The organism is Nakamurella sp. (genome assembly GCF_044224575.1).
Taxonomy (GTDB): Bacteria; Actinomycetota; Actinomycetes; order Mycobacteriales; family Nakamurellaceae; genus Nakamurella.
Window position 1 is genome coordinate 139,702 of record NZ_JBGAKE010000003.1, and the last position, 24,191, is coordinate 163,892.

The 24,191-nt window shown below is 71.8% G+C and carries 19 protein-coding genes and 1 tRNA gene; 14 read left to right on the plus strand and 6 right to left on the minus strand.

The genetic code is table 11. The features are described 5' to 3' along the window. Nucleotides 1-73: 73 nt before the first annotated feature. Nucleotides 74-2,560 (plus strand): DUF222 domain-containing protein, encoded by a 2,487-nt coding sequence (locus ACILSK_RS04600; protein WP_395725951.1) that lies wholly within the window; start codon nt 74-76, stop codon nt 2,558-2,560. Nucleotides 2,561-2,935: 375 nt separating this feature from the next. On the opposite strand, the gene ACILSK_RS04605 is transcribed toward ACILSK_RS04600, so the two are convergent. After that, the gene (locus ACILSK_RS04605; RefSeq protein ID WP_395725952.1) at nt 2,936-4,117 is read right to left on the minus strand and encodes an ABC transporter ATP-binding protein; all 1,182 of its coding nucleotides are present in this window, start codon (nt 4,115-4,117) and stop codon (nt 2,936-2,938) included. Next, nucleotides 4,114-6,087 carry a helix-turn-helix domain-containing protein gene (locus ACILSK_RS04610; protein WP_395725953.1) on the minus strand — a complete coding sequence of 658 codons (1,974 nt, stop codon included), beginning with the start codon at nt 6,085-6,087 and terminating at the stop codon, nt 4,114-4,116. Before ACILSK_RS04610 ends, ACILSK_RS04605 begins: the two co-directional genes overlap by 4 nt. Nucleotides 6,088-6,243: 156 nt before the next feature. Between ACILSK_RS04610 and ACILSK_RS04615 the strand changes: the two genes are divergently transcribed. From ACILSK_RS04615 to ACILSK_RS04640, 6 genes are all read left to right on the plus strand, one after another. After that, on the plus strand, nt 6,244-7,755 hold the full coding sequence (locus ACILSK_RS04615; RefSeq protein ID WP_395725954.1) for an aldehyde dehydrogenase: 1,512 nt from the start codon (nt 6,244-6,246) through the stop codon (nt 7,753-7,755). Nucleotides 7,756-7,823: 68 nt separating this feature from the next. Beyond that, nucleotides 7,824-9,227 carry an MFS transporter gene (locus ACILSK_RS04620; RefSeq protein ID WP_395725955.1) on the plus strand — a complete coding sequence of 468 codons (1,404 nt, stop codon included), beginning with the start codon at nt 7,824-7,826 and terminating at the stop codon, nt 9,225-9,227. Beyond that, on the plus strand, nt 9,224-10,414 hold the full coding sequence (locus ACILSK_RS04625; protein WP_395725956.1) for an FAD-dependent monooxygenase: 1,191 nt from the start codon (nt 9,224-9,226) through the stop codon (nt 10,412-10,414). Before ACILSK_RS04620 ends, ACILSK_RS04625 begins: the two co-directional genes overlap by 4 nt. A 21-nt stretch (nt 10,415-10,435) precedes the next feature. Then, nucleotides 10,436-10,864 carry a hypothetical protein gene (locus ACILSK_RS04630; RefSeq protein ID WP_395725957.1) on the plus strand — a complete coding sequence of 143 codons (429 nt, stop codon included), beginning with the start codon at nt 10,436-10,438 and terminating at the stop codon, nt 10,862-10,864. Continuing rightward, on the plus strand, nt 10,861-11,853 hold the full coding sequence (locus tag ACILSK_RS04635; protein WP_395725958.1) for an amidohydrolase family protein: 993 nt from the start codon (nt 10,861-10,863) through the stop codon (nt 11,851-11,853). Before ACILSK_RS04630 ends, ACILSK_RS04635 begins: the two co-directional genes overlap by 4 nt. Nucleotides 11,854-11,856: 3 nt before the next feature. Continuing rightward, nucleotides 11,857-12,933: an NADH:flavin oxidoreductase/NADH oxidase gene (locus ACILSK_RS04640; RefSeq protein ID WP_395725959.1), complete on the plus strand. Its 1,077-nt coding sequence runs from the start codon at nt 11,857-11,859 to the stop codon at nt 12,931-12,933. Between the two features lie 62 nt (nt 12,934-12,995). On the opposite strand, the gene ACILSK_RS04645 is transcribed toward ACILSK_RS04640, so the two are convergent. After that, entirely contained in the window at nt 12,996-14,150 is a 1,155-nt protein-coding gene (locus ACILSK_RS04645) for a hypothetical protein (RefSeq protein WP_395725960.1), read from the minus strand. Between the two features lie 278 nt (nt 14,151-14,428). Continuing rightward, the gene (locus ACILSK_RS04650; protein WP_395725961.1) at nt 14,429-15,658 is read right to left on the minus strand and encodes an Nramp family divalent metal transporter; all 1,230 of its coding nucleotides are present in this window, start codon (nt 15,656-15,658) and stop codon (nt 14,429-14,431) included. Nucleotides 15,659-15,797: 139 nt separating this feature from the next. Between ACILSK_RS04650 and ACILSK_RS04655 the strand changes: the two genes are divergently transcribed. The 5 genes from ACILSK_RS04655 to ACILSK_RS04675 all read left to right on the plus strand — a co-directional run bounded on the left by ACILSK_RS04655 (nt 15,798) and on the right by ACILSK_RS04675 (nt 20,955). Then, nucleotides 15,798-16,724: a cation diffusion facilitator family transporter gene (locus ACILSK_RS04655; RefSeq protein ID WP_395725962.1), complete on the plus strand. Its 927-nt coding sequence runs from the start codon at nt 15,798-15,800 to the stop codon at nt 16,722-16,724. 299 nt (nt 16,725-17,023) lie between these two features. After that, nucleotides 17,024-18,466 carry an ankyrin repeat domain-containing protein gene (locus ACILSK_RS04660; RefSeq protein ID WP_395725963.1) on the plus strand — a complete coding sequence of 481 codons (1,443 nt, stop codon included), beginning with the start codon at nt 17,024-17,026 and terminating at the stop codon, nt 18,464-18,466. 183 nt (nt 18,467-18,649) lie between these two features. Continuing rightward, entirely contained in the window at nt 18,650-19,582 is a 933-nt protein-coding gene (locus ACILSK_RS04665; protein ID WP_395725964.1) for a B12-binding domain-containing protein, read from the plus strand. A 258-nt stretch (nt 19,583-19,840) separates the two neighbouring features. Continuing rightward, complete coding sequence (locus ACILSK_RS04670) at nt 19,841-20,137, plus strand: hypothetical protein (RefSeq protein WP_395725965.1); 297 nt, start codon at nt 19,841-19,843, stop codon at nt 20,135-20,137. A 101-nt stretch (nt 20,138-20,238) separates the two neighbouring features. Next, nucleotides 20,239-20,955: a hypothetical protein gene (locus ACILSK_RS04675; protein WP_395725966.1), complete on the plus strand. Its 717-nt coding sequence runs from the start codon at nt 20,239-20,241 to the stop codon at nt 20,953-20,955. 235 nt (nt 20,956-21,190) lie between these two features. On the opposite strand, the gene ACILSK_RS04680 is transcribed toward ACILSK_RS04675, so the two are convergent. Further along, the gene (locus ACILSK_RS04680) at nt 21,191-22,480 is read right to left on the minus strand and encodes a glycosyltransferase (protein ID WP_395725967.1); all 1,290 of its coding nucleotides are present in this window, start codon (nt 22,478-22,480) and stop codon (nt 21,191-21,193) included. A gap of 109 nt (nt 22,481-22,589) precedes the next feature. Between ACILSK_RS04680 and ACILSK_RS04685 the strand changes: the two genes are divergently transcribed. Next, nucleotides 22,590-23,228 (plus strand): TetR/AcrR family transcriptional regulator, encoded by a 639-nt coding sequence (locus ACILSK_RS04685; RefSeq protein WP_395725968.1) that lies wholly within the window; start codon nt 22,590-22,592, stop codon nt 23,226-23,228. A 15-nt stretch (nt 23,229-23,243) separates the two neighbouring features. Here ACILSK_RS04685 and ACILSK_RS04690 read toward each other — a convergent pair. Then, nucleotides 23,244-23,316, minus strand: a tRNA-Thr gene (locus tag ACILSK_RS04690). A 251-nt stretch (nt 23,317-23,567) separates the two neighbouring features. Here ACILSK_RS04690 and ACILSK_RS04695 point away from each other — a divergent pair. Next, nucleotides 23,568-24,170: a histidine phosphatase family protein gene (locus ACILSK_RS04695; protein ID WP_395725969.1), complete on the plus strand. Its 603-nt coding sequence runs from the start codon at nt 23,568-23,570 to the stop codon at nt 24,168-24,170. The last annotated feature ends 21 nt before the right edge of the window (nt 24,171-24,191 follow it).

Consider the following 24,191-nt stretch of genomic DNA (forward strand, 5'->3'; position numbering starts at 1 on the left):
CCACTCGGTCTTGATATCTAACATGTACAGGTATAGTATTCGAACACACGTACGGGCTGATGGAGGTGTCGGGATGGTCGATCAGGTCCCGCCCGCCGCCTGGCCGGATCTGGCCGCCGGGCCGGCGACCGCCGCCTCGTTGTGTGCCCTGGTCACGGTGGACGCCGGCAGGTTGAGCGGCGCGCAGCTGGTGGATGCCGTCGTATGCGCGGAGAAGGCGGTCTCGCTGCTGCTCGGGGTGCAGGCGCGGCTGCTGTCCGCGCTGGCGGTGCCGTTCGTGGCCGGCGACCCGATGCGTCTGGCGGCCAAGCTGGCCCGCCGCTCCGGGCTGGGAGACGGCATGGACGACGAGCGGGACGATCAGATCGTGCAGGCCATGGTGCCGGAGGCGGCGCAGTCGCTGGCCGCCGGGGAGATCGCCGCCGCGTTGCGGATCGCCCCGGTCACCGCGGGCATCCGGGTCCGCGACGCGGTCGCGCTGACCGAGGAGTTCGCCCCGGCCCGGGAAGCCCTGGAGGACGGCGTCCTGGACCGCGGCAAGCTGCGCGCCGTCATGGACCAGGTGCAGGTCCTGCCGGCCGAACAGATCGGCCCGGTCCTGGACCAGGTGCTGCCCGAGGTCGCCGACCGCTGCACCAGCGAGATCCGGGAGATCACCGCGCAGGCCGTCATCACCGCGGACCCGGACGGCGCCGCCGACCGGCACCGGCAGGCCGCCGCCCGGCGCGAACTCACCCTCAGCCCGGGGACCGACGCGATGGCCACCCTCAAGGCGTTCCTCCCGGCGGACGGCGCCGTCAAGATCTTCCAGGTCAGCGACCTGCTCGCGACCGGCACCGCCGGAGTACCCGGCGACCACCGCGGAATCGGCGCCCGCCGGGTTGACGCCCTGATCGACCTGGCCGACCGGTTGCTGTCCGACGGGCACATCGACCTCACCGGGTTCATCGGGCAACCCCTGCCCGACCCGACCAGCCCCACCCACCGGCCCCGCCGCGCCAGCCACACCCGAGCACGCACCGGCCGCGGTGGTGGCCTCATCGACCCCGCCGGGACCCGCGGCGCCACCACCCGCCGCCCCACCGGCGATCATGACGATCCCACCGACCACCACCACCACCACCACCACGCGACCGGCCGAACCACCACAGCCAACCCCGCCACGACCATCCACCTGGCGGACCCCGCACCCACAGCCAACCCCACCACGACCGACCACCCGGCGGACCCCGACCGCGCCGTCGCCGGCGGCCCCGCCGAAGCCGGCAACCAGCCCACCACGGCCGACGCCGCAGCCGCCGATGACCCACCCGAGAACGCCGGCGGCAGCGGCCCCGAAATGGGCCGCCACACCCACCCGAACGGACCCGCCCGCCCCGACACCTCACCCACCACCAACGCCGACCCGCCCGAACCGCCCGACCCGGACAACCATCCGGCCGCGGACGACGAACCGGCCGACCCCGCCACGGCACGCCACCCCGCCGATCCGGACCACCCCAGCAACCCCACCGATCCAGACCACCCCAGCACCCGCACCGATCCGGACCACCCCAGCACCCGCACCAGCCGACCAGCCCTGACCCGGCAGGGCCGCCGACCCCACCTGACCGTAACCCTGAGCCTGGACACCCTCGCCGGCCTGAACGAACTACCCGCCGCCCTCGCCGGCTACGGCAGCATCCCCGCCGACCTGGCCCGCAGCATCGCCGCCAGCGCCGGCACCATCACCGCCGCCCTGACCGACCCGACCACCGGCGCCGTCACCACCGCCGGGGAACTGACCTACCGCCCCCGACAAGCCCTCCGCGACCAATCCGCCGCCCGCACCGACACCTGCCAGTTCCCGTCCTGCCGGCAACCCGTCTGGCGGTGCGACCTGGACCACCGCCAACCCTTCGATCACCGACACCCCGACCAGGGCGGGCGCACCACCCTGGACAACTCCGGAGCCCTGTGCCGACGCCACCACCTGTTCAAGGACCACGCCGACTGGCAACTCACCGTCGACACCAGCCGGCTCACCGTCAACTGGACCAGCCCCACCGGCCACACCTACACCCGCCGAGCCCGGCAAACCGCCCCACCCGCCGCCTGGATCCGCACCACCGCCACCACCATCGCGCAACGACTCGACGACATCGCCGCCACCCACGCCCTCCACACCGACGCCACCCCGACCGGAACCCGCTACCCCACCGCCGACCACCCAACGCCCGAGACCGGCCACCCCACCGAGCCCAACCCGACCGGGACCGACCACCCCACCGGCGACACCCCGCCGACCGGGACCGACCACCCCACCGGCGACACCCCGCCGACCGGCCAGACCGCCAGCACCAGCTCCAGCTCCAGCTCCAGCTACGACACTGCCGCCCCGACCGAGCACTGCGGCACCTTCGAGGACCGCCTCACCGACGCCGTGCTGCGCCACGCCCTGAGCAACCCCCAGCAGATCGAATACCAGCCCGGCCAAGCCGATGAGCGGCTCGAGCAAACCCCGCCGACCGTCGCGGACGCGGCCGCCGGGCCGGAGGATCCGGACGAACCGCCGTTCTGATCGCCTCGGCCAGGCCGGCCGAACGAAACTGTTGGTAGGACCAGGTGGTGCCAGCCGGGTCGCCGAATACCCGAAGCAGCCCCACGGCTGCTCAGCCACGCCCTGCGCGACACCCGCCGACCGCCGCTGCGCGAGAGCCGCGGCCGCATCCGGGATCACACACTGCAGCCCAACAGTGCTCATTTCTGGTGGGTGCAGCGCCCGACCGGTGGCCACGTCGAACACATGCGCGGCCGCCGCATCGACCCACAGCCCTCCGGCTCGTCGCCACCGCCGCTCAACTCTGGTGGGTGCAGCGCCCGACCGGTGGCCACGTCGAACACATGCGCGGCCGCCGCATCGACCCACAGCCCTCCGGCTCGTCGCCACCGCCGCTCAACCCGGGTGGTGCAGCGCCCGACCGGTGGCCACGTCGAACACATGCGCGGCCGCCGTATCGACCGACAGCCCGATCACTTCGCCGACCCGGACCCGAGACCGGCCGTCGAATCGGCCGATCAACCGCCCGGTGGGCATTTCGACCGTGAGGAACGTGTCCCGGCCCGTGCGCTCGACACCCTGCACCCGGCCGGTGAGCACGGTGGCATCCGGGTCCGGATCGGGCGGCACCGCGGTCACCGACTCGGGCCGAAGACCCAGCGTCACCAAGCTGCCGACGGAGCCGGCCAACTCGTCCGGCAGTGGCTGCCAGGTCATCAGGGTCCGGTCGCCGACCCGGAACCCGACCAGGCCGCCGGACACCACCACCTGAGCGGGCACGATGCCGATCGGCGCCTGGCCGACGAAGTCGGCCACGAACAGGTTGACGGGCCGGTCGTACAGGTCGCTCGAGGAACCCAGCTGCTGCAACCGCCCGCCGTCGATGACGGCGATCCGGTCCCCGATGGCCATCGCCTCGGTCTGGTCGTGCGTCACGTACAGGGCGGCCACTCCCGACGACTTCACGGTCTCGGCGATGATCCGGCGCATCCGGGCGCGCTCGACCAGGTCGAGATGGGCCAACGGTTCGTCCAGCAGGAAGACCTTGGGTACCCGCACCAGGGCGCGGCCGATGCCGGCTTGCCCTTGCTGGCCCATTGAGATCTCCGTCGGCTTGCGGCGCAGGAGACCCCAGATCCCCAGCCGCTGAGCCTGCCGGTCGACCCGCTGTTCGACTTCGGCGGCCGCAGTTTGCCGCTGCGCCAGCCCGAACCCCATGTTCCGGGCCACATCGAGGGTGGGCAGCAGGGTCGTCCGCTCGAACACCATCGCCACGTCCCGGTCCGGTGGTGCGAACCGAGTGACATCGCGACCCTGGATGAGCACCCGCCCGGCCCGCACCGGCTGCAGCCCCGCCACCGCTCGCAGCAGGGTCGACTTGCCGCATCCGGAGGGCCCGAGCACGACCAGCAGCTCGCCCGGCCGGGCCAGCAACGTGAAGTCGTCGAGCAGCACCGTGCCGTCCGGCAGCGCGACCACCGCCCGGTCCAGGCCGGTCCCCCCGGCCAGGCCGGTGTGGTCGGCTGGACCGGTGGGCCCTGCGGGGCCGGTGGGCTCGGCCGATGGCTGGTCGATCACGGGGAATCGGACTCCAATCCGGTGCGGGCCACGTCCAGCACCAGGACCGCCGCCCGCATCTGGACCACCACCGCCGCGTCGGCCAGATCGAGGCCGGTCAGCGCCTGGATCCGGGCCAGGCGTTGGCTGACGGTGTTCGGGTGCAGATGCAGCGCCGCGGCGGTGGCCCCGCGACTCTGCCCATGACTGAGGTAGTGACGGAGTGTGGCCAGCAGGTGGGTGCCGCGCGCGGCGTCGTGCTCTCGGACGGCGCCGAGGGTGCGGTCGGCGAAGCCGATCAGTTGCGCGGTGTCGTCCAACTGCAGCAGCAGGCCGGCCACGCCGAGCCGGTCCAGGGTGACCGTCACGTCGGTCCGGCCACCGGCCACGGCCAGTTCCAGGGCGCCCCGCGCGGTCCGGAACGCCTGAGGGTGTCCGGAGACGGGGCCGGCCACCGCCACCGTCGCCGACCGCACGCCGGGAACCGACCGCATCGCCCGGCGCACGAGGTCGGCCGCACCGACGACCTCGGCGGTCCGCCCGGCCGCCGGTCCACTGCCACCGTCCGAGGGCCGCCCGGGGCCGACCGCGCTGTCGATGGCAGGCACCGCACCGAGGGCGGGCGCTCCGACCGGAGGTAGTAGGACGGTCGGGTCGGTGGGCGCTGACGGCCAGAGTACGACGAGCAGCCCCCGGTGCGAGCCGACCAGTGGACGCGGTCGATAACGAGCCGCCAGATCGGCGACGGCGGCCACCGTCCGCTGGTCGACCACCTGCTGGCGCGCCGGATCGACCGAATCGGCCCGGCCCACGAACGCGACGGCCGCCCCGGACAGGTCATGACCGAGCCGCCGGGCCCGGTCGCGGATCGCGGGCGACTGCACCGCGGCGCCGCCGAGCACGTCGGTCAGCAGCTCGCCGCGCACCCGCAGCTCCACTTCGACCCCGGTGCGCAACCGGGTCAGTTCCAACGACACCACCAGCGAAGCATGCTCGACCGCCCGCCGATCCAGTGGCGTCAGGTCGCCGGCGGGCACCCAGATCCGCGCCGCGACGTCGCCCGCGACCAGCACCGACCACACTCGGAATCGGCCGCGTCCGACCCGGCCATCCGAATCGGCCCGCTCACCACCGTTGCGGCCGTCCGGAACGGCCCGCTCATCGCCGTTGCGGCCGTCCGGTTCGGCCACGTCGACCGGCGGCCCCGCACCATCGCCGATCGGGACCGACCGGCGCAGGTCCGGGTCCGGGAGCCACGTCGCCTCCCCCGCAGCAGCGGCGATCTGCCCCGCGCCGTCCTCGATGAGCACCGTCCGTCCGATCAGCTCGGCCAGCGAGTCGGCAATGCCACGCAGCCCGCCCCCACCCAGGGCGACGTCGAGCAGTCGTCGATGGATCCGCTCGGAGCGCGCCAGCAGGTCGGCCTGCTCGCGCAGTCGATCGACGAGTTGGGCCGACGTCAGGGCGATCGCCGCATGGCTGGCCAGCAGTGTCAGGCGCTCGGCCTCGTCATCGCCGAAGGTATGGACGCGCGCGTGGTAACCGTTGAGGGTGCCGAGCACGGTTCCGTCGGCGACGAGCGGCACGGAGACCATCGCCCGGTACCCCTGATCGCGAGCAACGCCACCCCAGGGGACGAACTGCGGCTCGGCCGCGATATCGGAGATGGCCACGATTCGGCCCGAGGAGAACGCGCGGCCCGACGGCGCCTGCCCCTCCCCGTCCAGGGCCAGTCGCACCGGCCGGTCCGCGTTCACGCTGGCCACGTACTCGTCCGACAGGCCGCTCCAGCCCGTGATCACCAGATGCCCGCCGGACGGATCGGGGAGCAGGACCGCGCAGAAGTCGTAACCCAGCAGCTCTCGAGCGGTGTCGGCGACCAGATCCAGCACCTCACGCAAGCCGGCCGACGAGTTGACCGCCCGGGTCAGCCGGTCGACCGCAGCCAGCCAGCGACGCAGCTCGGTCAACGCGGGTTCCTCGACGAGCACTACAGCAGCCTATGTCTGGTCGCACACCGAAGTGAAGAGACAGTGGTTTCAATTCCATAGATCGCCGCGGCTGCGCTCGGAATACTTCTCGACAACCCACCGAGGGCGAACAACGAGGGTCCCGCACAGCCCACCACCCGGTCGAGAGGCGATCCAATGACGGATACCAGCACCGCTCCCGCATCCCTGGTTCGAACGGCCGGAGTCGAGCCGCTGCCACCGGCTCGACCGATGCGGTCGATCCTCAACCCGGCCACCGGTGAGGTCATCGCCACCGTCCCCGAGCAAGGCGCGGACGAGGTCGACCGGGCCGTCGCGACGGCCAAGGACGCGTTCGAGAGCGGGCCGTGGCCGACGATGGCCCGCAGCAGACGGGCCCACCTGCTGCTGAAGCTGGCCGACGCCGTGGAAGACCGCAGTGGAGAACTCTTCGAACTGGAGACCCGCAACAACGGCCGGCCGATCACCGAGACCCGCGCGCAGCTCGCCCGGGTGCCCGAGTGGTTCCGCTACAACGCCGGGTTGCTCGTCGCGCAGCGCGACGCCGTGCTGCCCAGCGACGGCGAGTACCTCACCTACCAGCGCCGGGCCCCGCTCGGCGTCTGCGGCATCATCACCCCGTTCAACCATCCGATGCTGATCCTGGCCCGCAGCCTGTCCGCCGCGCTGGCCACCGGCAACACGGTGGTGGTGAAGCCCTCCGAACTCACCCCGCTCACCACGCTCGCCCTGGTCGAGATCCTGCACGCCGCAGGTCTGCCGGCCGGCGTGGTGAACGTGGTGACGGGCGGTCGGGAGGCGGGTGAACGCCTCACCCGTCATCCCGACATCGCCAAGATCACCCTCACCGGCGGGACGGAGGCGGGCCGGGCGGCCGCGCTGGCCACCGCCGCCCGGTTCGCCCGGGTGACCGCCGAACTCGGCGGCAAGACCCCCATCGCCGTCTTCGACGACATCGACCCGGTCGCCGCCGCCGAGGGCGCCGCGTTCGCGGCGTTCGTCGCGGCCGGCCAGTCCTGCGTCGCCGGCTCCCGCTTCCTGGTCCAGCGCGGCATCTACGACGCCTTCGTCGACGCCCTCGCCGCCCGCGCGGACGCCATCCGGATCGGCGACCCGGCGCTGCCCGCCACCCAGCTCGGCCCGCTGATCAGCGCCGCCCAGCGGGACAAGGCCCTGCGCTACGTGCAGATCGGTCGCGAGGAGGGGGCCCGGGTGGTCGCCGGCGGCACCGTCCCCGATCTGTCCGCCCCGCTCGATCGGGGCTTCTACCTCCGGCCAACCGTGCTGGCCGACGTTGCGAACGACATGCGGGTGGCCCAGGAGGAGATCTTCGGCCCGGTCGCCGCCGTCGTCCCGTTCGACACCGAGGCCGACGCGATCGCCATGGCCAACGACAACCGGTTCGCCCTCGGCGCCGGCGTCTGGACCCGGGATCTGGCCCGCGCGCACCGCGTCGCCGACCGGATCGTCGCCGGCATGGTCTGGGTCAACGACCATCACCGGCTCGAGCCGTCGCTGCCGTGGGGCGGCATCAAGGAGTCCGGCATCGGCAAGGACGCCGGCACCGAATCCTTCGACGACTTCACCTGGATCAAGACCGTCGTCGTGCGCACCGCCGCCGACGACGTCGACTGGTACGGCCAGGCCGACCCCGGCCGCCTCAACTGATCATCCCCACTCCCCCCTTCGTCCCTGGCGGCCGCGACGACGCGCCGCCGACCCGAGGAGCTCCCGACATGGGCATGCCCACCACCCCCGCGCCGGGGACCTGGCGCACCGAGATCACCCGAGTGCAATGGCTGGTGCTGCTGGGCACCACCCTGGGCTGGGCGCTGGACGGCTTCGCCGGCAGCCTCTACGCCCTGGTGCTCGGCCCGGCGATGACCGAACTGCTGCCCAACAGCGGCATCCCGGTCAGCCCCGCCAGCATCGGCCTGTACGGCGGGCTGACCGTCGCCCTGTTCCTGGCCGGCTGGGCCACCGGCGGCATCCTGTTCGGGGTGCTGGCCGACTACTTCGGCCGGACCCGGGTGCTGTCCATCGGCATCCTGACCTACGCGGTGTTCACCGCGGCCGCCGCGTTCGCCGACACCTGGTGGCAGCTGGGCATCCTGCGGTTCATCGCCGGTCTCGGTTCCGGGGTCGAGGCCCCGGTCGGCGCCGCCCTGGTGGCCGAGGTCTGGCGGAACCGCTACCGGGCCAAGGCCTGTGGCGTGATGATGTCCGGGTACGCGGCCGGCTTCTTCATCGCCGCCCTGGCCTACGCGGTCCTGGGCAGCCAGGGCTGGCGCATCATGCTGAGCCTGGCCGTGGTCCCCGCGATCCTGGTCTGGTTCATCCGCCGGTACGTGCCCGAGCCGCCCGAGATCACGTCGGCGATCAGCGCCCGGCGCCGGCGCAAGGAGGCCGGAACCCGGCACGAGCAGGATCGTTTCGTGCTCGCCCGGCTGGTCCGACCGCCGCTGCTGCGCAACACGCTGATCTGCACCGCCCTGGCCACCGGCTCACTGATCGCCTTCTGGAGCGTCTCGACCTGGTACCCGCAGATCATCCGGGTCGCCGCGGCCGCCGAGTCGCTGCCGGCCGACGTCGCCAACGGCCGGGTCGCCCTGGCCTCCATGCTGTTCAACGCCGGCGGCGTCCTGGGCTACGCCACCTGGGGCTTCCTCGCCGACGCCATCGGCCGGCGCAAGGCATTCGCCATCAGCTTCGCGGTCTCGGCCGTGAGCATCGCCTTCCTGTTCCCGTTCGAGCACACCTTCACCACGTTCCTGCTGACGATGCCGGTGCTGGGCTTCGGACTGTTCGGCGCGCTGTCCGGCACGTTCGTCTACGGCCCCGAGATCTTCCCGCCGAGCGTACGGGCCACCGGCATGGCGCTGGCCAACAGCGTCGGGCGCTACATCACCGCGGCCGGCCCGCTCATCGCCGGCGTCATCGCCGCCTCCTGGTTTGGCGGCGACCTGGGCCTGGCCACCACCTGTGTGGCGGCGTTCGGCGTGATCGCGCTGGTCGGACTGGCGTTCGCTCCGGAGACCAAGGGTGCGCCCCTGCCGAGCGATCCCGGCATCACCCCTCCCCCACCCGCCGGCCCGGCCCCCGTCGAGGCGGCCGCCACCTCCCAGGAGCACACGTCATGACCAGCTACGCCGGCGCCCGCGCCCTCGTCATCGGCGGGTCCATCGGGGGCCTGACCACCGCCCTGCTGCTGCGCGACGTCGGTTTCGACGTCACCATTTTCGAGCGCACCCCGGCCGTGCTGGACGGCCGTGGCAGCGGCATCGTGCTCCAACCGGACACCCTGCGCTGGTTCACCGAGCGCAGCAGCCGGAACCCGGCCGAGCTGTCGACCAGCACCCGGTGGGTGCAGTACCTCGACGGCGCCGACACGGTGGTCCACCGCGAGGAGCGGACCTGGAGCTACACCGCCTGGGGCACCTTCTACCGGGCCCTGCTGGACGATTTCGGGCTCGACCGATACGTGTTGGGCGAGTTCGCCGCCGGCTTCGATCAGGACGAGACCGGGGTGCAGGTGCGGTTCGTCAGCGGCCGGACGGAGCGGGCCGACCTGGTCGTGTTCGCCGACGGCATCACCTCGATGGCCCGCGGCCGCATCGACCCGACCGCCACCATGGGCTACTCCGGCTATGTCGGCTGGCGCGGCACCGTGCCCGAACGCACGCTGTCCGACCACGCCCGCGACACCTTGGCCGACGCCATCAGCTACACGGTGGTGCCGAACTCGCACATCACGATGTACCCGATCCCCGGCGAGCGGGGCGTCGGCCCGGACGACCGGCTGATGAACTACGTCTGGTACCGCAACGTGCCGGCCGGCCCGGAGCTGGCCGAGATGCTGTTGGACAAGCGTGGTTTCACCGGTCCGGTGTCGATCCACCCGGGTCAGGTGCAGGACCGGTTCATTGAGGAGATGCGGGCCACTGCGGCGCAGGTGTTCGGCCCGGCCATCGCCGAGGTGGTGACCGGGACGGCCACCCCGTACGTGCAGGTGGTGCAGGACGTCCGGTCGTCGAAGATGGCCGACGGGCGGGTCGCCCTGATCGGCGACGCCGCCTGCGCCGCCCGGCCCCACGCCGCCGCCGGCACGGCCAAGGCCGCCGCCGACGCATGGGCCCTGCACGACGCCCTGCAGCAGGCCGACGGCGACATCGCGGCCGCCCTGCGCAAGTGGGAACCGGCCCAGCTGGCGCTGTCCGCCGCGCTGCTGGAACGCGTGGTCGACATGGGCGAACGCGCCCAGTTCCGCGGCACCTGGACCCCCGGCGACCCGTCCCTGCGGTTCGGGCTGTACGCCCCCGGCCGCTGAACTCGACAAGGAGAAATCTCGATGACCACCTTCCTGGCCGACCTGCCGCTGGCCGGCACCCTGATCGGCACCGACTTCGCCGGCTGGACCCCCGAACTGCACGCCGAGTTCGAGAGCCACTCCCACGACGGGCATGTCGGATCCCGGCTGCTGGCCCAGACGCCCCGGGCCCGGGTCTGGGAGATCCGGCTGGCCCCGGGCGAGCGCTGGCCCGCGCACCGGCACGTGCTCGACTACTTCTGGACGGCCGTCACCGCCGGCACCAGCCGGCAGCACACGTTCGACGGCACCACCCGCGAGGTCAGCTATGTCGCCGGCGAGACCCGGTACTTCCACTTCGGTCCCGGCGAGTACCTGCTGCACGACATCGAGAACGCCGGCGACACCGAGCTGATCTTCACCACCGTCGAGCACCTGGACGGCGACAACGCACCGCTGGAGCTGTCGTGATCGAGCGCATCGCGGGCGGCGTGGTGGACGTGCACGCCCACTGGCTGCCCCGCGACCTGTTCCACCTGCCGCCCGGCGCCCCCTACGGCGCGCTGGCCGATCGGGACGGCGAGCTGCACCTGGGGGAGGTTCCCCTGTCCATCGCGGCGACCGCGATGAGCGACATCGCCGCCGTCCGGGCCGACATGGACACCACCCGGGTCGGGGTGCGGGTGCTGTCCGCGCCACCGTTCGCGTTCCCGGTCGGCGACCCCGCGGCGGGGCACGACGCCGCCGACTACGTTGCCTCGTTCAACCAGGCGTTGTCCCGGGTGGCGGCCGATAGCGACGGCGCCCTGGTCGGTCTCGGGCTGGTCGGCCTGCACGACGAGTCCGCGGTCCGGGCCGAGCTCGAGGCGCTGGCCCGGATGCCGGGCATGGCCGGGGTGGCCATCCCGCCGCTGCTGCGGGGGGACTCGCTCGACCGTGGTGTCCTGCGGGCGGTGGTGACCGGTGCGGCCGAGCTGGACCTGGCCGTGCTGGTGCACCCGATGCAGCTGCCCCGGCCGGAATGGTCCTCGTACTACCTGGCCAACCTCGTCGGCAACCCGACCGAGACGGCGACGGCCGTCGCGTCGCTGCTGCTGTCCGGGCTGGCCGAGGAGCTGCCGCTGTTGCGGATCTGCTTCGTGCACGGTGGTGGCAGCGCCCCCGGGTTGCTCGGCCGGTGGGAGCACGCGTTCGGCCGACGGGCCGACGTCGCCCGGTCGGCCAAGCGCGGCCCGCGGGAGGGGTTCCGGGAACTGTTCCTGGACACCGTCACCCATGACGCCGACGAGCTCGACCTGCTCGTCGCGCGGGCCGGGAGCGACCGCGTCGCCGTGGGCAGCGACTACCCGTTCGACATGGCCCAGCCGCACCCGGTGGCGTTCGCCGTCGACAACGGCCTGTCCCCCACGTCCCTGACCACCGCCGGCCGCACCTTCCTCGGCCTGACCCCGGAGCGCTGACCGATGCCCAGCCTGTTCGACCCGATCACCCTGCGGGGTATCACGTTTCGCAACCGGATCTGGCTGTCCCCGATGTGCCAGTACAGCGCCGTCGACGGGCTGCCGGCCGACTGGCACCTGGCCCACCTGGGGGCCCGGGCGATCGGCGGCTTCGGCCTGGTGATGACCGAGGCGACCGCGGTCGTCCCGGAGGGGCGGATCAGCCCGCAGGACACCGGCCTGTGGACCGACGGGCAGGCCACCGCCTGGCGGCGGATCGTCGACTTCGTGCACGGCCAGGGGGCGGCCGCCGGCGTGCAACTGGCCCACGCCGGCCGCAAGGCGTCCACCTACGCGCCGTGGCGGGGCACCGGATCGGTCCCGGCCGCCGACGGTGGCTGGGAGACGGTCGCCCCCTCCCCGATCGCGCACGGCGAGCACACCGCGCCGCACGCGCTGTCCCCGGATGAGATCGCGGGCACCGTCGACGCCTTCGCCGCCGCGGCCCGGCGGGCCGACGCCGCCGGTTTCGACGTCGTCGAGCTCCACGGCGCCCACGGCTACCTGCTGCACCAGTTCCTGTCCCCGATCACCAACCGCCGCACCGACGCCTACGGCGGGTCGTTCGACAACCGGATCCGGTTCGTGCTCGAGGTGGTCGACGCGGTCCGGGCGGTCTGGCCGGTGGACAGGCCGCTGACCGTGCGTCTCTCGGCCACCGACTGGATCGACGGCGGCTGGACCGCCGCCGAGAGCATCGACCTGGCCCGGATCCTGCGCGAACGCGGGGTCGACCTGATCGACGTGTCGACCGGCGGGCTCGATCCCGCGCAGCGGATCACCGTCGGGCCGGGGTACCAGGTGCCGTTCGCCCGGGACGTGAAGGTCAAGGCCGAGGTGCCCACCGGCGCGGTCGGCCTGATCACCGAGCCGGCCCAGGCCCAGCAGATCCTGGACGAGAGCGCCGCCGACGTCGTCTATCTGGCCCGGGCCGCGCTGCGTGAGCCCGGCTGGCCGCTGCGGGCCGCCCACGAGCTGGGCGTCCCGGCCGCCGACGCGCCCTACCCCCCGCAGTACCGGCGCGGCGCGTGGCGCGGCTGAGCACACGACACTGCCCCGGGCCGGGGCCCGGGGCAGGAGGGTGGGTCGCTCATTCGTCCCAGTCAGTTCATCCACGACGGCGGGGTGTCGCCACCGCAGTTCTGGTTCCACTCGGCCTTGGTCATCTTGTAGGTGTTCTTGGTCATCGAGGCCTGGCCCAACGACTGCCCGTTGGCGTTCGTGCCGGCCACCCCGGAGTCGTTCACGGTGACGTTGTCGAAGGAGTAGGTGGAGCCGCCCAGGGTCGCCGTGAAGGTGCCGGTCGCCGACCCGATGGTGGGGTACCAGAACGGGGTCGCCGCGTAGCCGTAGGCCGCATGGATCGCCTTGCTGTCCGAGTAGGTATGGCCCGAGCTGAACGACTGACCCCAGGTGTTGGAGTGGGCGAAGCCCGCGTTGGCCACCCCGAAGACGCTGGTGGACAGGGAGAGCGTGTCGCTGCCACCGGTCGACGCGGTCTGGCTCTGCGTCCCGCCACCGGTGTAGTTGTACGAACCGCCCCACGGCTTGCATCCGTAGACCGTGTTCGCCCCGGTCGGCACGAAGCCCCGGGGGGACTCGGTGTAGGTGGGCGCGGTGCCGTTCGGCTGGAAGGTGCAGGTGGCCAGGCCGTTGGCCCCGCCGGTCGAGCAGATGTCGTTGAGGGCCTGGACGAACTGCTCCTTGGCCTTCGGCGAGAGGTTCATCTGGGCGGCCGAGGCGTGCACGTCGAGGGCGAAGTTGTTCTCCCCGGAGGTCTCGGTCACGTCGCACGTCCAGTCCGCCGAGTCGGTGCCGGTCACCGTGCAGGCCGGCGTCGCGTCGTCATCGTTGCTCTGCGTGGCATGCACGGTCTGCACATTGCCCTGGGCGTCGGTGAAGGTGTAGTCGACGGTGAACGGGGAGTTGGGGGTGAAGGCCACCCACCAGGTGGAGGCGAATCCCGGGGACAGCGCCGTCTCGTTCGGCTGGCCGTTGTCGCCCCACCCACCCGGGGCGGTTGCCGACTGCTCGGTCATCCGGAACGGGGTCAGGTTGTTGAGCACGACGCCCTCGGAGGTGAAGTCGCCCACCGGGTGCGCGGCGACCGGGGTGGCGGCCGAGGCCATCGGCGCGACGATCAGCGCGGTCGCGGCGGCGATGCCGGCGACGGCAGCGGTCTTGGCGGCCAGGGCTCCGAACCGGTGGGCCGGCTGATCGGCGGTGGCGGTGTCGGTGGTGGTGGGCCGGCGGAACATGGTGTTCTCCCTCGGTGGAACGGTCGCACTCCAGGTGGTGGGGCCGTTGACAACAACTCTCGTCCGGCGCAGCCCCTCGGTCGGTCGGCCGAGCGGTGGATGCGGTGGGGGAACTTGCCCTCCCCCGATCGGTGGACGGGTTCCGCCGAGTTCAGCTGCCGGCCAGGACGTCGAACCGGGGGACGCCCCAGCCGACGCCTCGTCGAACCCGGGTCCGGCGGTGCAGCAACCGCCGCGGCAGCACACGGGGCGCCACACCCGCCGATCGGTACGTTCGCTCAGCCGCCGGTGATGGTCAGCCAGATCAGGGTCAGATTCAGCGCGATCACCAGTGCGACCACCACGACGGCCACCACGGTGGTCACCGGGTGGTTGGCCGCCGGGCCCATCACCGCCCGGGAACGGGTCAACGACACCAGCGGGATCAGCACGAACGGCAGCCCGAACGACAGCACCACCTGGGAGATGACCAGGGCCAGCGTGGGGTCAACGCCCAGCGCCAGGATGATCACCGCCGGCACCATGGTGATCACCCGGCGCAGCAGGAGCGGAATCGACCGGCGCAGCAGGCCGGCCATCACCACCGCCCCCGCGTAGCAGCCGACCGAGGTGGAAGCCAGCCCCGACGCCAGCAGGCCGATCGCGAACATGGCCGCGACCACCCCGCCGAGGGACTGACCGACCGCATCGTGGGCGGCCTGCAGGGACAGCTCGTCGGCGCTCCCGCCCAGGGAGGTCGCCGCGACCAGCAGCATCGCCAGGTTGACCGCGCCGGCCAGCAGCATGGCCGCGCCGACGTCGAACCGGGTGGCCCTGAGCACCTTCGGCAAGTGGGCCGGCGAGGGGCGGCCGTGCCGATCCCGGGCCAGGGCGGAATGCAGGTAGACGGCGTGCGGCATCACCGTCGCACCCAGCATGCCGGCGGCCAGCAGCACGCTGCCCGAACCGTCGAATGCCGGGACCAGGCCGCTCACCACCGCGCCGGCGGGCGGCGGCGCCACGAAGAGTCCGGCGAAGAAGCCGGCGGCGATGATCACCAGCAGCGTCGTGATCACCCGCTCGAAGGCCCGTTGGCCACGCCGATCCTGCACCAGCAACATGGCGGTGGACACCACGGCAGTGATCACCCCGCCGAGCAGGAGCGGCAGGTCGAACAGGATATTCAGGGCAATCGCCCCGCCGAGCACCTCGGCCAGATCGGTGGCCATGGCGACCACCTCGGCCTGCACCCAGTACGCCAGCCGGCCGCGGTTGGACAGCCGATCGCGGAGCGTCTCGGGCAGCGTCGCGCCGGTGGCCAGGCCGAACTTCGCGGAGAGGTACTGCACCAGACAGGCCATCAGGTTGGCCAGCACGACCACCCAGACCAGCAGGTACCCGTACACGGCGCCGGCCGTGACATTGGTGGCGACATTGCCCGGGTCGACGTAGGCGATGGCGGCGACGAACGCCGGACCGAAGAGCGCCATCGTGCCCCGGGCACGGCTGACCGCGGAAGACAGGGACATCGATGCTGAACCTATCCCAGGCTCGCCGCCGGCCCCGCCGGCCCCGCCGGCCCCGCTGGCGGTCGGGGTCCCGCCGGGCGGCACGATTCAGCCAATTCTGTATCATCGAGCTCGTGACGATTCCGACCGAGGCCGTGCGATGAGTGGCGGGCACTCCCATGCACACGGCTCGGCCGGCGGCGGCGACCACCGGCCCCGGCTGGCGATCGCGCTCGGCCTGACCTCGGTCGTGCTCATCGTCGAGGTATTCGGGGCGCTCATCTCGGGCAGCCTGGCCCTGCTCGCCGACGCCGGGCACATGCTCACCGACGCGGCCGGGCTGGTCATCGCACTGATCGCCGCGCAACTGGCCCGGCGCGGGCCGACCGACAAGCGCACCTGGGGCTACCTGCGGGCCGAGGTGCTCGCCGCGACCCTGCAAGCCGCGATCCTGCTCGCGGTCGGCACGTTCATCCTGATCGAGGGCATCCAGCGGCTGTTCGCGCCACCCGAGGTGGCGTCCGGGATCATGCTCGTCTTCGGCATCGTCGGCCTGGCCGCCAACATTGTCTCGCTGCTGGTGCTGGCCGGCGGGCGGGGCGCGAACTTCAACATGCGCGCGGCGTTCCTCGAGGTGCTCAACGACGCGCTCGGGTCGCTGGCCGTCATCGTCGCGGCGATCGTCATCGCCACCACCGGCTACGAACAGGCCGACGCGATCGTCTCGATCCTGATCGCGCTGATGATCCTGCCGCGCACCGTCACGTTGCTGCGCGAGACGACGTCGGTGCTGCTGGAGAGCACCCCCCGCGGCCTCGACCTGGCCGACGTGCGCAAGCACCTGCTCGAGCTGGACCACGTGAAGGCCGTGCACGACCTGCACGCCTCCCAGGTGGCGACCGGGCTGCCGGTGCTCACCGCGCACGTCGTCGTCGACGATTCCTGCTTCCAGGACGGCCACGTGCCGCAGATGCTCGACCAGCTGCAGGCGTGCGTGGCCGAGCACTTCCCGGTCAGCATCGAGCACTCCACCTTCCAGCTGGAACCCGCCGGCCACCGCACCCACGAGCACGGCGCCCACGCCTGATGGGATCGGCCAGGCCCTGACCTGGGTGCTCCCTCACCGCGCGGATCAACGACGTCCGCGCGGCCGAACTCACCCCGGATGTGACGCGTGGGACGCGAGTCGACCACTTCATCCGCGCGGTCGTCCACACCCACAACGCGCCGTTGCCCGCCCCGCAGCGCCGGGCGTACGGTCGAGACCGGCGCGCAGGGCGCCACCGGTCCGCGGGCAGGGCTCAGCCCACCTGAGCACGGCTGCCTGGTCACGCCCTCTTTCGCCCCCGACAGCGCGGACATCGGGACCCTCGCGAAGGAGGCGTCATGCCCGAACCCGCCCGCTGGACCCTGCCCGACCAGCCCGATCTCGACTGGCTGCGCCGCCGGGCCAAGCGCCTGCACCGGGCGAGTGTGAGCGGTGACCCCGATGCCGTGGCATTGGTGGCGACGTACGACCCCGGGGACGGCCCAGTCACCTTGGCCCGCGCGCAGCGAGTGCTGGCCCGATCGTACGGGTTCGCCGGCTGGTCCAAGCTGGTCGAGCACATCACCGCGCGGGCGGCGCTGTCGCGGACCATGGACCCGGCCGCGAACCCCGACGGTCCGCCGGAGTCCGACGCCGACCGGTTCCTCCGGCTGGCCTGCCTGAGCTACACCGAACCGTCAGTCGCCGGCGAGGCCCGTTCCATGCTGGTGACCGACGCGTCGCTGGCGTCCCGGTCGGCCGCCACGCTGGCCGCGTCCGGCCGCGCCGGCGACCTCGCTCGGCGGCTCGCTGCGGCGCCGGCCGCGGCCACCCGGGAGGACGGGCCGCACCGCTGGCCGCCGCTGCTGTACCTGTGCTACTCGCGGCTCGGGCTCGGTGACCCGGCCGGCACGCTGCGGGTGCTGCTCGCGGCCGGTGCCGATCCGAACAGCGGCTTCCTCTGGAGGGGACTGCCGTCCCCGTTCACCGCGCTCACCGGGGTGCTCGGCGGCGGTGAGCGGGACGAGCCACCCCTCCCGGACGCCGTCGAACTGGCCGAGGCCCTGTTGACCGCCGGCGCGGATCCCAACGACAACCAGGCCTTCTACAACCGGCAGTTCCGGCCGGACAACAGTCATCTCCGGCCGTTGCTGCGGCACGGTGCCGGCCGCCCCCATCCCTCGCCCTGGCGGGACCGGCTCGGCCCGGCCTACCCGTCCCCGGAACAGATGGTCGGCGAGCACCTGCGGTCGGCCGCGCAGCACGGGTTCGACGAGCGGGTGCGGATCCTGCTCGACCACGGCGTCGACCCGAACACCCGCGGTTACCACCCGATCCTGGGCGACCAAACCGCGTACGAGGTTGCGGTGCGGTTCGGGCATGCGACCGCGGCAGCCATGCTCGAGGCGGCGGGTGGTCACACGGACCGACTCGATGACGTCGATCTGCTGCTGGCCGCGGCGTACTCCGGCGATACGCCGACGCTGGCCGCCCTGCGTGATCGGGTCGGCGATCTTCCGCGGCGCCGGCCGGGGGCGCTGCGTACCGCTGCCGAGTTGCACGGCATTCCCGCGCTCGTCCGATTGCTCGACCTCGGTTACCGGGTCGATGGCTCCGGCTCGGACCGGGTCACCGCGCTGCACGAGGCCGCGTTGCGCGGGGACGCAGCGATGTGCGACTGGCTGCTGGCGCATGGCGCCGACCGGACCGTCCGCGACCGCCGGTTCGACGCGACCGCCGCCGGATGGGCCGCGCACGCCGGGCACCGGGCGCTCGCCCTGGCGTTGACCCCCACGTCATGAACCGCGCACGTCCCAGCCCGCCCCATCGACCAGGCCGCCCGCGCCGGGCGGGCGGGTCGAGAAGTAGGAGGGCTCACATGTACGCCAGGCGGACGGCTGGGTGATATGGGTCTATCGTCGGATTAGGTGAACCGGTCGACCGTCGGACAGGAGATTGTCGGCCGGAGCGATGGAGTGACTCGCATGACGATGTCGGCCCGCCCGGACGGCGTAGGGGAGGACCCTCGGGGCATCCCGATCAGGGATGTGGCCCGGTTGCTGGGCGTACCGATGCCGACCCTTCGATCGTGGGAGCTTCGGTACGGCATCCCTGCGCTGGACCGTCGACCCCGCGGGCAGCACCGCCGGTACCGGCCCGAGGAGGTCAACGCCCTGCGGCTGATGCGCGACCAGATCGCCCGTGGCGAACAGGCCGCTCTGGCCGCACGGTCGGTCCGCCGGATGTTGGGTGGGCAGGGACCGGCAGAGGACCTCGTGCACCGGATCCTGGAGTCCGCCGAACGATTGGACGCGGCTGCGGTCCGCGGCCGGCTCGACGAGGCCGCTGCGGCGTTGGGCCTGGCCGCCTGCATCGACGACGTTCTCCTACCGGCCATGCGCCAGATCGGCGTGTGGTGGGCGGTCGGCCACTGCGACGTCGCGCAGGAACGGATGGCCACCGAGGCCGCCCGCGCCTGGCTGGACCGGCGCAGCGCCTTCGCTCCGGCCCCGGCCCGGCCCCGGCCGATCCTGCTCGCCTGCGGGCCCAGCGATCTGCACACGATCGGACTGGAATCAATGGCCGTGCTGCTGCGCTACCAGGGCTGGCCGTGCCGGATACTCGGCGCCCGGACCCCGACCGTCACCCTGACGACCGCCGCCCGGGCCTCCGGGGCCGCCGGGGTGATCGTCGCGTCCCACCTGGCCAGCGGCCGCCTGCGGGCCGTCGAATCGATCCGGGCCGTCCACGATCTGGATATCGAGGTCTTCTACGCCGGCAACGCGTTCGCCACGCCGCGCAGCCGACGGGGCGTGCCGGGCCATTACCTGGGCATCCGGATCCAGGACGCCTGCGCTGAGCTGACTCGAGCTCTCGATCCCATCGACCCCGACCCGCTGGTCGGACCACCGAGCTGACCGGCGGGCGAGCGCCGCCCGCGTCGAGCCCGCCGGGGCCGGCACATCGAGACTATGCAAGTTGCCCGGACGCCACCGGAAACCCCGGGCGCCAGGCAGTCTGGTGACGCAAGCGACCGGACCGGTCCGGTCGACGCCGTCGGGGGCGTCGACCGCCCCGGCCACCGGTGGATTGCCGCGCTACCCGTGTCCGCGCCACCCCCCCGGCCGCGCGGGCACGGGTCACCACCTCCGGACCAACCCGAAGGGAGCACCACGGTGTGTCTGACCCTGCGCAACGCAGTCGACGTGCTGGACCATCAGGTCGGGCGGGCGCCGGTCCCCGGGTACACCCGCACCCGGCACCACATCGGTCATCTCAGCCCGGGTGATTGGTGGTTCCCCGGCCCCGGCCCGTCACCGCACACTGTGACCGGGGTCCAGCGGCGGGCCGGCCGGGTCGTGCTCACCGATCAGTATGGCGGCAACTTCTCCCATCCCGACGATGCGGTCCTGGCGACCGGCGTCCCCGACTCCCGGACTCTCACCAGGGCCGCAGCGCAGCCCTCCGAATAACGGAGGACGCGGACCGGGCCCGGCCAACCCAGGACAGGCCCTGCCGCAGCACCCAGGGTGCGGCACCCCGGCCCGCAGAGCACCTCCGGAAGGGAGCGGGCGTGTCCCACGCGGCATCGACGGTCGGCCCCGGTCCGGTCCGGACCCCGTACCCTGCCGGTCCGGGCATCCGGTCCCCCACCGCACATCTGGTCCGCCACATCATCACCGCACCTCACGACCTCGACCCCGTTGGCCTGCAGGGCCACCTCGACCTGGCCGCCAGCCGGTTCGGACTGGCCCGCTGCATCGATGAGATCGTGATCCCGGCGATGCGGGAGCTGCGCCTGATGGTGGCGACCGGTCAGCGCGACCACGCCCAGCAGCTGGTGGCCACCGAGGCCATCCGAGCCTGGCTGGACCGTCGTGGGTGGACGGTTCCACGACCGCTGCCCATCGGATCGATCCTGCTGGCCTGCGGACCCCGCGACCAGGAACTGGTCGGTCCCGAATCGCTGGCGCTGCTGCTGCGGGTCCATCGCCGCCCGTGTCGGGTATTGGGCGCCCGGATCTCGACCTCCACCCTGACGGTCGCTGCGCAGGCGGCCGAGCCCACCGGCGTGGTGGTCTTCTGCACCGAGAGTCGCGGACGGCCCCAGGCCATCGCCTCCCTCAGAGCCGTTGCTAGACAAGACATTCCGGTATTCAGCGCAGGAATCGCTTTCCGCAGCCGGCGCAGCCGAGAACAGGTTCCGGGACGGTACCTGGGCACCCGCATCCAGCACGCCACCGCGCTGCTGATCAAGGCACTCCCACCCGATTCCCGCCCCGCGGATTGAACCATCGGATCGGTCGCGCACGATCACCGCAGTCGCGACGCGAGGGTGCTCGTCGGTGTCCCATCCGTCCGGCGGGATCGGCCGTGTCAACCGGACCGGCCGCGATCACGCCGGAGATTTCCGAGAGCTGGTATCGGGCTGGGTCTTTCCGCAGTCCGGTCAGCGGCCTTCAGTTCACGAATGACGGATTGCCTTTCTTCCGCTGGCCGCCGAACGACTACCCTCGTTGCGAGGGTCAAGCAACCGCATCCCGCTTCGTCCTCGTCACCACGGCCTCGATCCGTGCCATCGGGTCGTACGAGCGAAGCTCTGATCGCAATGCGGCAACGTTCTCGGCGTAGGTCGGTTCGTTGAGCACGCGATCAACCGCTTTGCGGATCGCCGACGGCTTGGGATTTTCCAGCCGTAGGTCGATGCCGAGTTTGTGGTAGCCGACACGGGCATTGATGTCGTTCTTGCCCTCGCGCTTGCCAGCCCCCACCACTGGGACGCCGTGGAGGAACGCGGCCAGGCTGCTGCCGAACCCGCCGCCGGTGACGAACGCCGCCACGTTGGGAAAGAGGTCGTCGTAGTTGATGAAGTCTTCGATGACGACGTTCGGCTCCGGGAATCGAGCGCGCAGCGCGCTGGTCCCAACTCCCGCGGTCGTTGCCACGACGACAATATCGCTCCCCTTCAGCGCCTCGATGGTGGGGACGATCAACTTCCCCGGGTCACCATTGTCGACAGTGCCCTGCGACACCGCCACAACTTTCCGCGTGGGATCGAGCACGACGGTCGGGATCGGGGTGTCCGGACCCATCGCCGGGCGAGCAGGAACCAGCGGCCCGACGTATTCGGCGTTGGCGAGTGGCCGGTAGCCGGGAAACTCAAGTCCCGGCGACCCGTTGAGGAAGACCCGGCGGACTCTGAGCATCGGCTCGTGCGGGAAGCCGTCCAGCGAAATGGGGTCAACGCCGTGCCGAGCGAGGATCTCGTTGTACTGGATGGTACCCGCCTTCATGCCGCTCGCCAGCAGTTTGCGGACGACTGCGTGCTGCAGCCTTCCGACGGGACTGCGGGCGGGTCGCAGTCCGAAGAACGGTGGTGGACTCTGCGAGTCCGGCATCACCATCGTCAGAGCAAATGCGTAGACAGGGATGTGAAGCACATCGGCAACGAGATGCTCGGCATAGAAAGCCCCGTCGCACAGGAGTGCGTCGAACGGCCACTCGTCGTGGATCGCGGCGAGATCATCGAAATGGTTCTCGACCTGGCTGACGAAGAACCTCTCGATGTCGAACGAGATGAGCCTGGGCCCCTTGAGCGCAGCCCGCTCGGGGAACAGGGCGCTGAGATTGCCGGCCATCACCTCTGTCGCCCGCTGATATGGGAACCACGGCATGTCGAGTCGGTCGATCTTGGAGCCGTATGCCGGACCGGCGTACCAGCGCACCTCGTGGCCGCGGTCGCGGAGATGGACGGCGATACCCGTCAGCGGGTTGAAGTGGCCGTCGGCCGGCAGGGATGCGAGCACGATCTTCATGGCTCTCCTGACTATAGTGACTCTATAGTCAGAGACGGCTACCATCTTGTCAATGGTCTCTGGATCGACTACTACCCGCGCCGATAAGGCCCTTGCCACACGACGTCGGATGGTCACCGCCGCCTACCATCAGTTCTGCATGAACGGCTACCTCGGCACCACTATCACCGCAATAGCCGGCGACGCCGGGGTCGCGGTGCCGACCATCTACTACACCTTCGGCACGAAGGCCCGCTTGCTCGACGAGGCGCTGGGTGCCGCGATCCTGGGTTTCGACCGCTGGCACGAACCACCCACCAACCCATCCATCGAGGAGCTGCTGCCGTGGCATCACTGGTGGACCGATTTCAACGCGGCTCCGACCTCCGCCGAGGCGCTCGGCATCTTCCTCACCCACGGTGTCGCCATCCTGGAACGATGTGCCCCGCTCGTGGCAGCGCTCCACGGTGCGGCGGGCGATCCGGAGGCCGCGGCTGTCGCCAGGATCGCCGAACAACGACGCGTCCAGGCCTACCGCCAAGCCGCACGAGTGATCGCCGCGAAGGCGGGTGGCCTGCGTGACGGCCTCACGACCAAGGCAGCGACCGACGTCCTGGTGGTGCTCTTCAGCGCCGAGTTGTACCAATCAATCCGTCAGGGTCGAGGCTGGTCGGTCGACAGAACGGCCCTGTTCCTGCGGAAGCTGCTGTCGGAACAGCTGCTTCGCAGCGATCGTCAACGGACCTCAGATCATCCGCACCCAGTCTGACCTGCAATTTATCGGAGCCGCCGAGGGGACTTGAACCCCTAACCGCCCGATTACAAGTCGGGTGCGCTACCAGTTGCGCCACGGCGGCCTGCGCCGGCCGGCGCCGGGGCCCGGCGCGGAGGCGCGGGGCAAGCGTAACCGGCGCGGCGCGGTCACCGTACCCGCGGGAAACGTGTCGGGACCTGGCCGTTCCGGTCGGCAACCGCTCGTGCGGTTCGAGATGCCACCATCGGCCCGAGTAGGCGGACCTCCGCGGCGGAGAGTGGCAAGTCGGCGAACGCTGCGGGATGGTGACTGGCTGGCAGCTCCGTCGCCACCCACGCCGACCGAAGGACCCCGATGACAACCTTGTTCCTGGCCCGTCATGGCGAGACCGTCTGGCACGCCGAGAACCGCTACTGCGGCCGCACCGACGTCGGACTCACCGACCGTGGGGTCGAGCAGGCGCGGCGGCTGGCCGCCTGGGCCGCCGGCGCCGGGCTGAACGCGGTGTGGTCGTCGAACCTGAGCCGGGCGCGAGTCACCGCGCAGCCAAGCGCCGACGCGGCCGGCGTCGAGCTCCGCGTCGATCCGCGGCTGCAGGAACTGGACTTCGGTGCCGCCGAGGGCCTGACCATCACCGAGATGGACGAGCAGTTCCCGGATGCGCTCGCTGCCTTCCGCAGCGACCCTGCCACGCACCACCTTCCCCGCGGCGAGGATCCGCACGCGGCTGCGCAGCGGTTCGTCGCCGCCCTCGTCGACATCGACGCCGAGTTGCCCGACGGCCGGGTGCTCGTCGTCGCCCACTCGACCGCGATCAGGCTCGCGCTGTGCACCCTGCTGGGCATCCGGCTCGGTCGCTACCGCGATCTGTTCCCGGCTGTCCACAACTGTGCGATCACCGAAATCCTGGCCACGAAAGGTCATTTCGCCCTCATGCAGTACAACAACCCGTGCTGAGCGGGTTCGGGCCCGGATCCG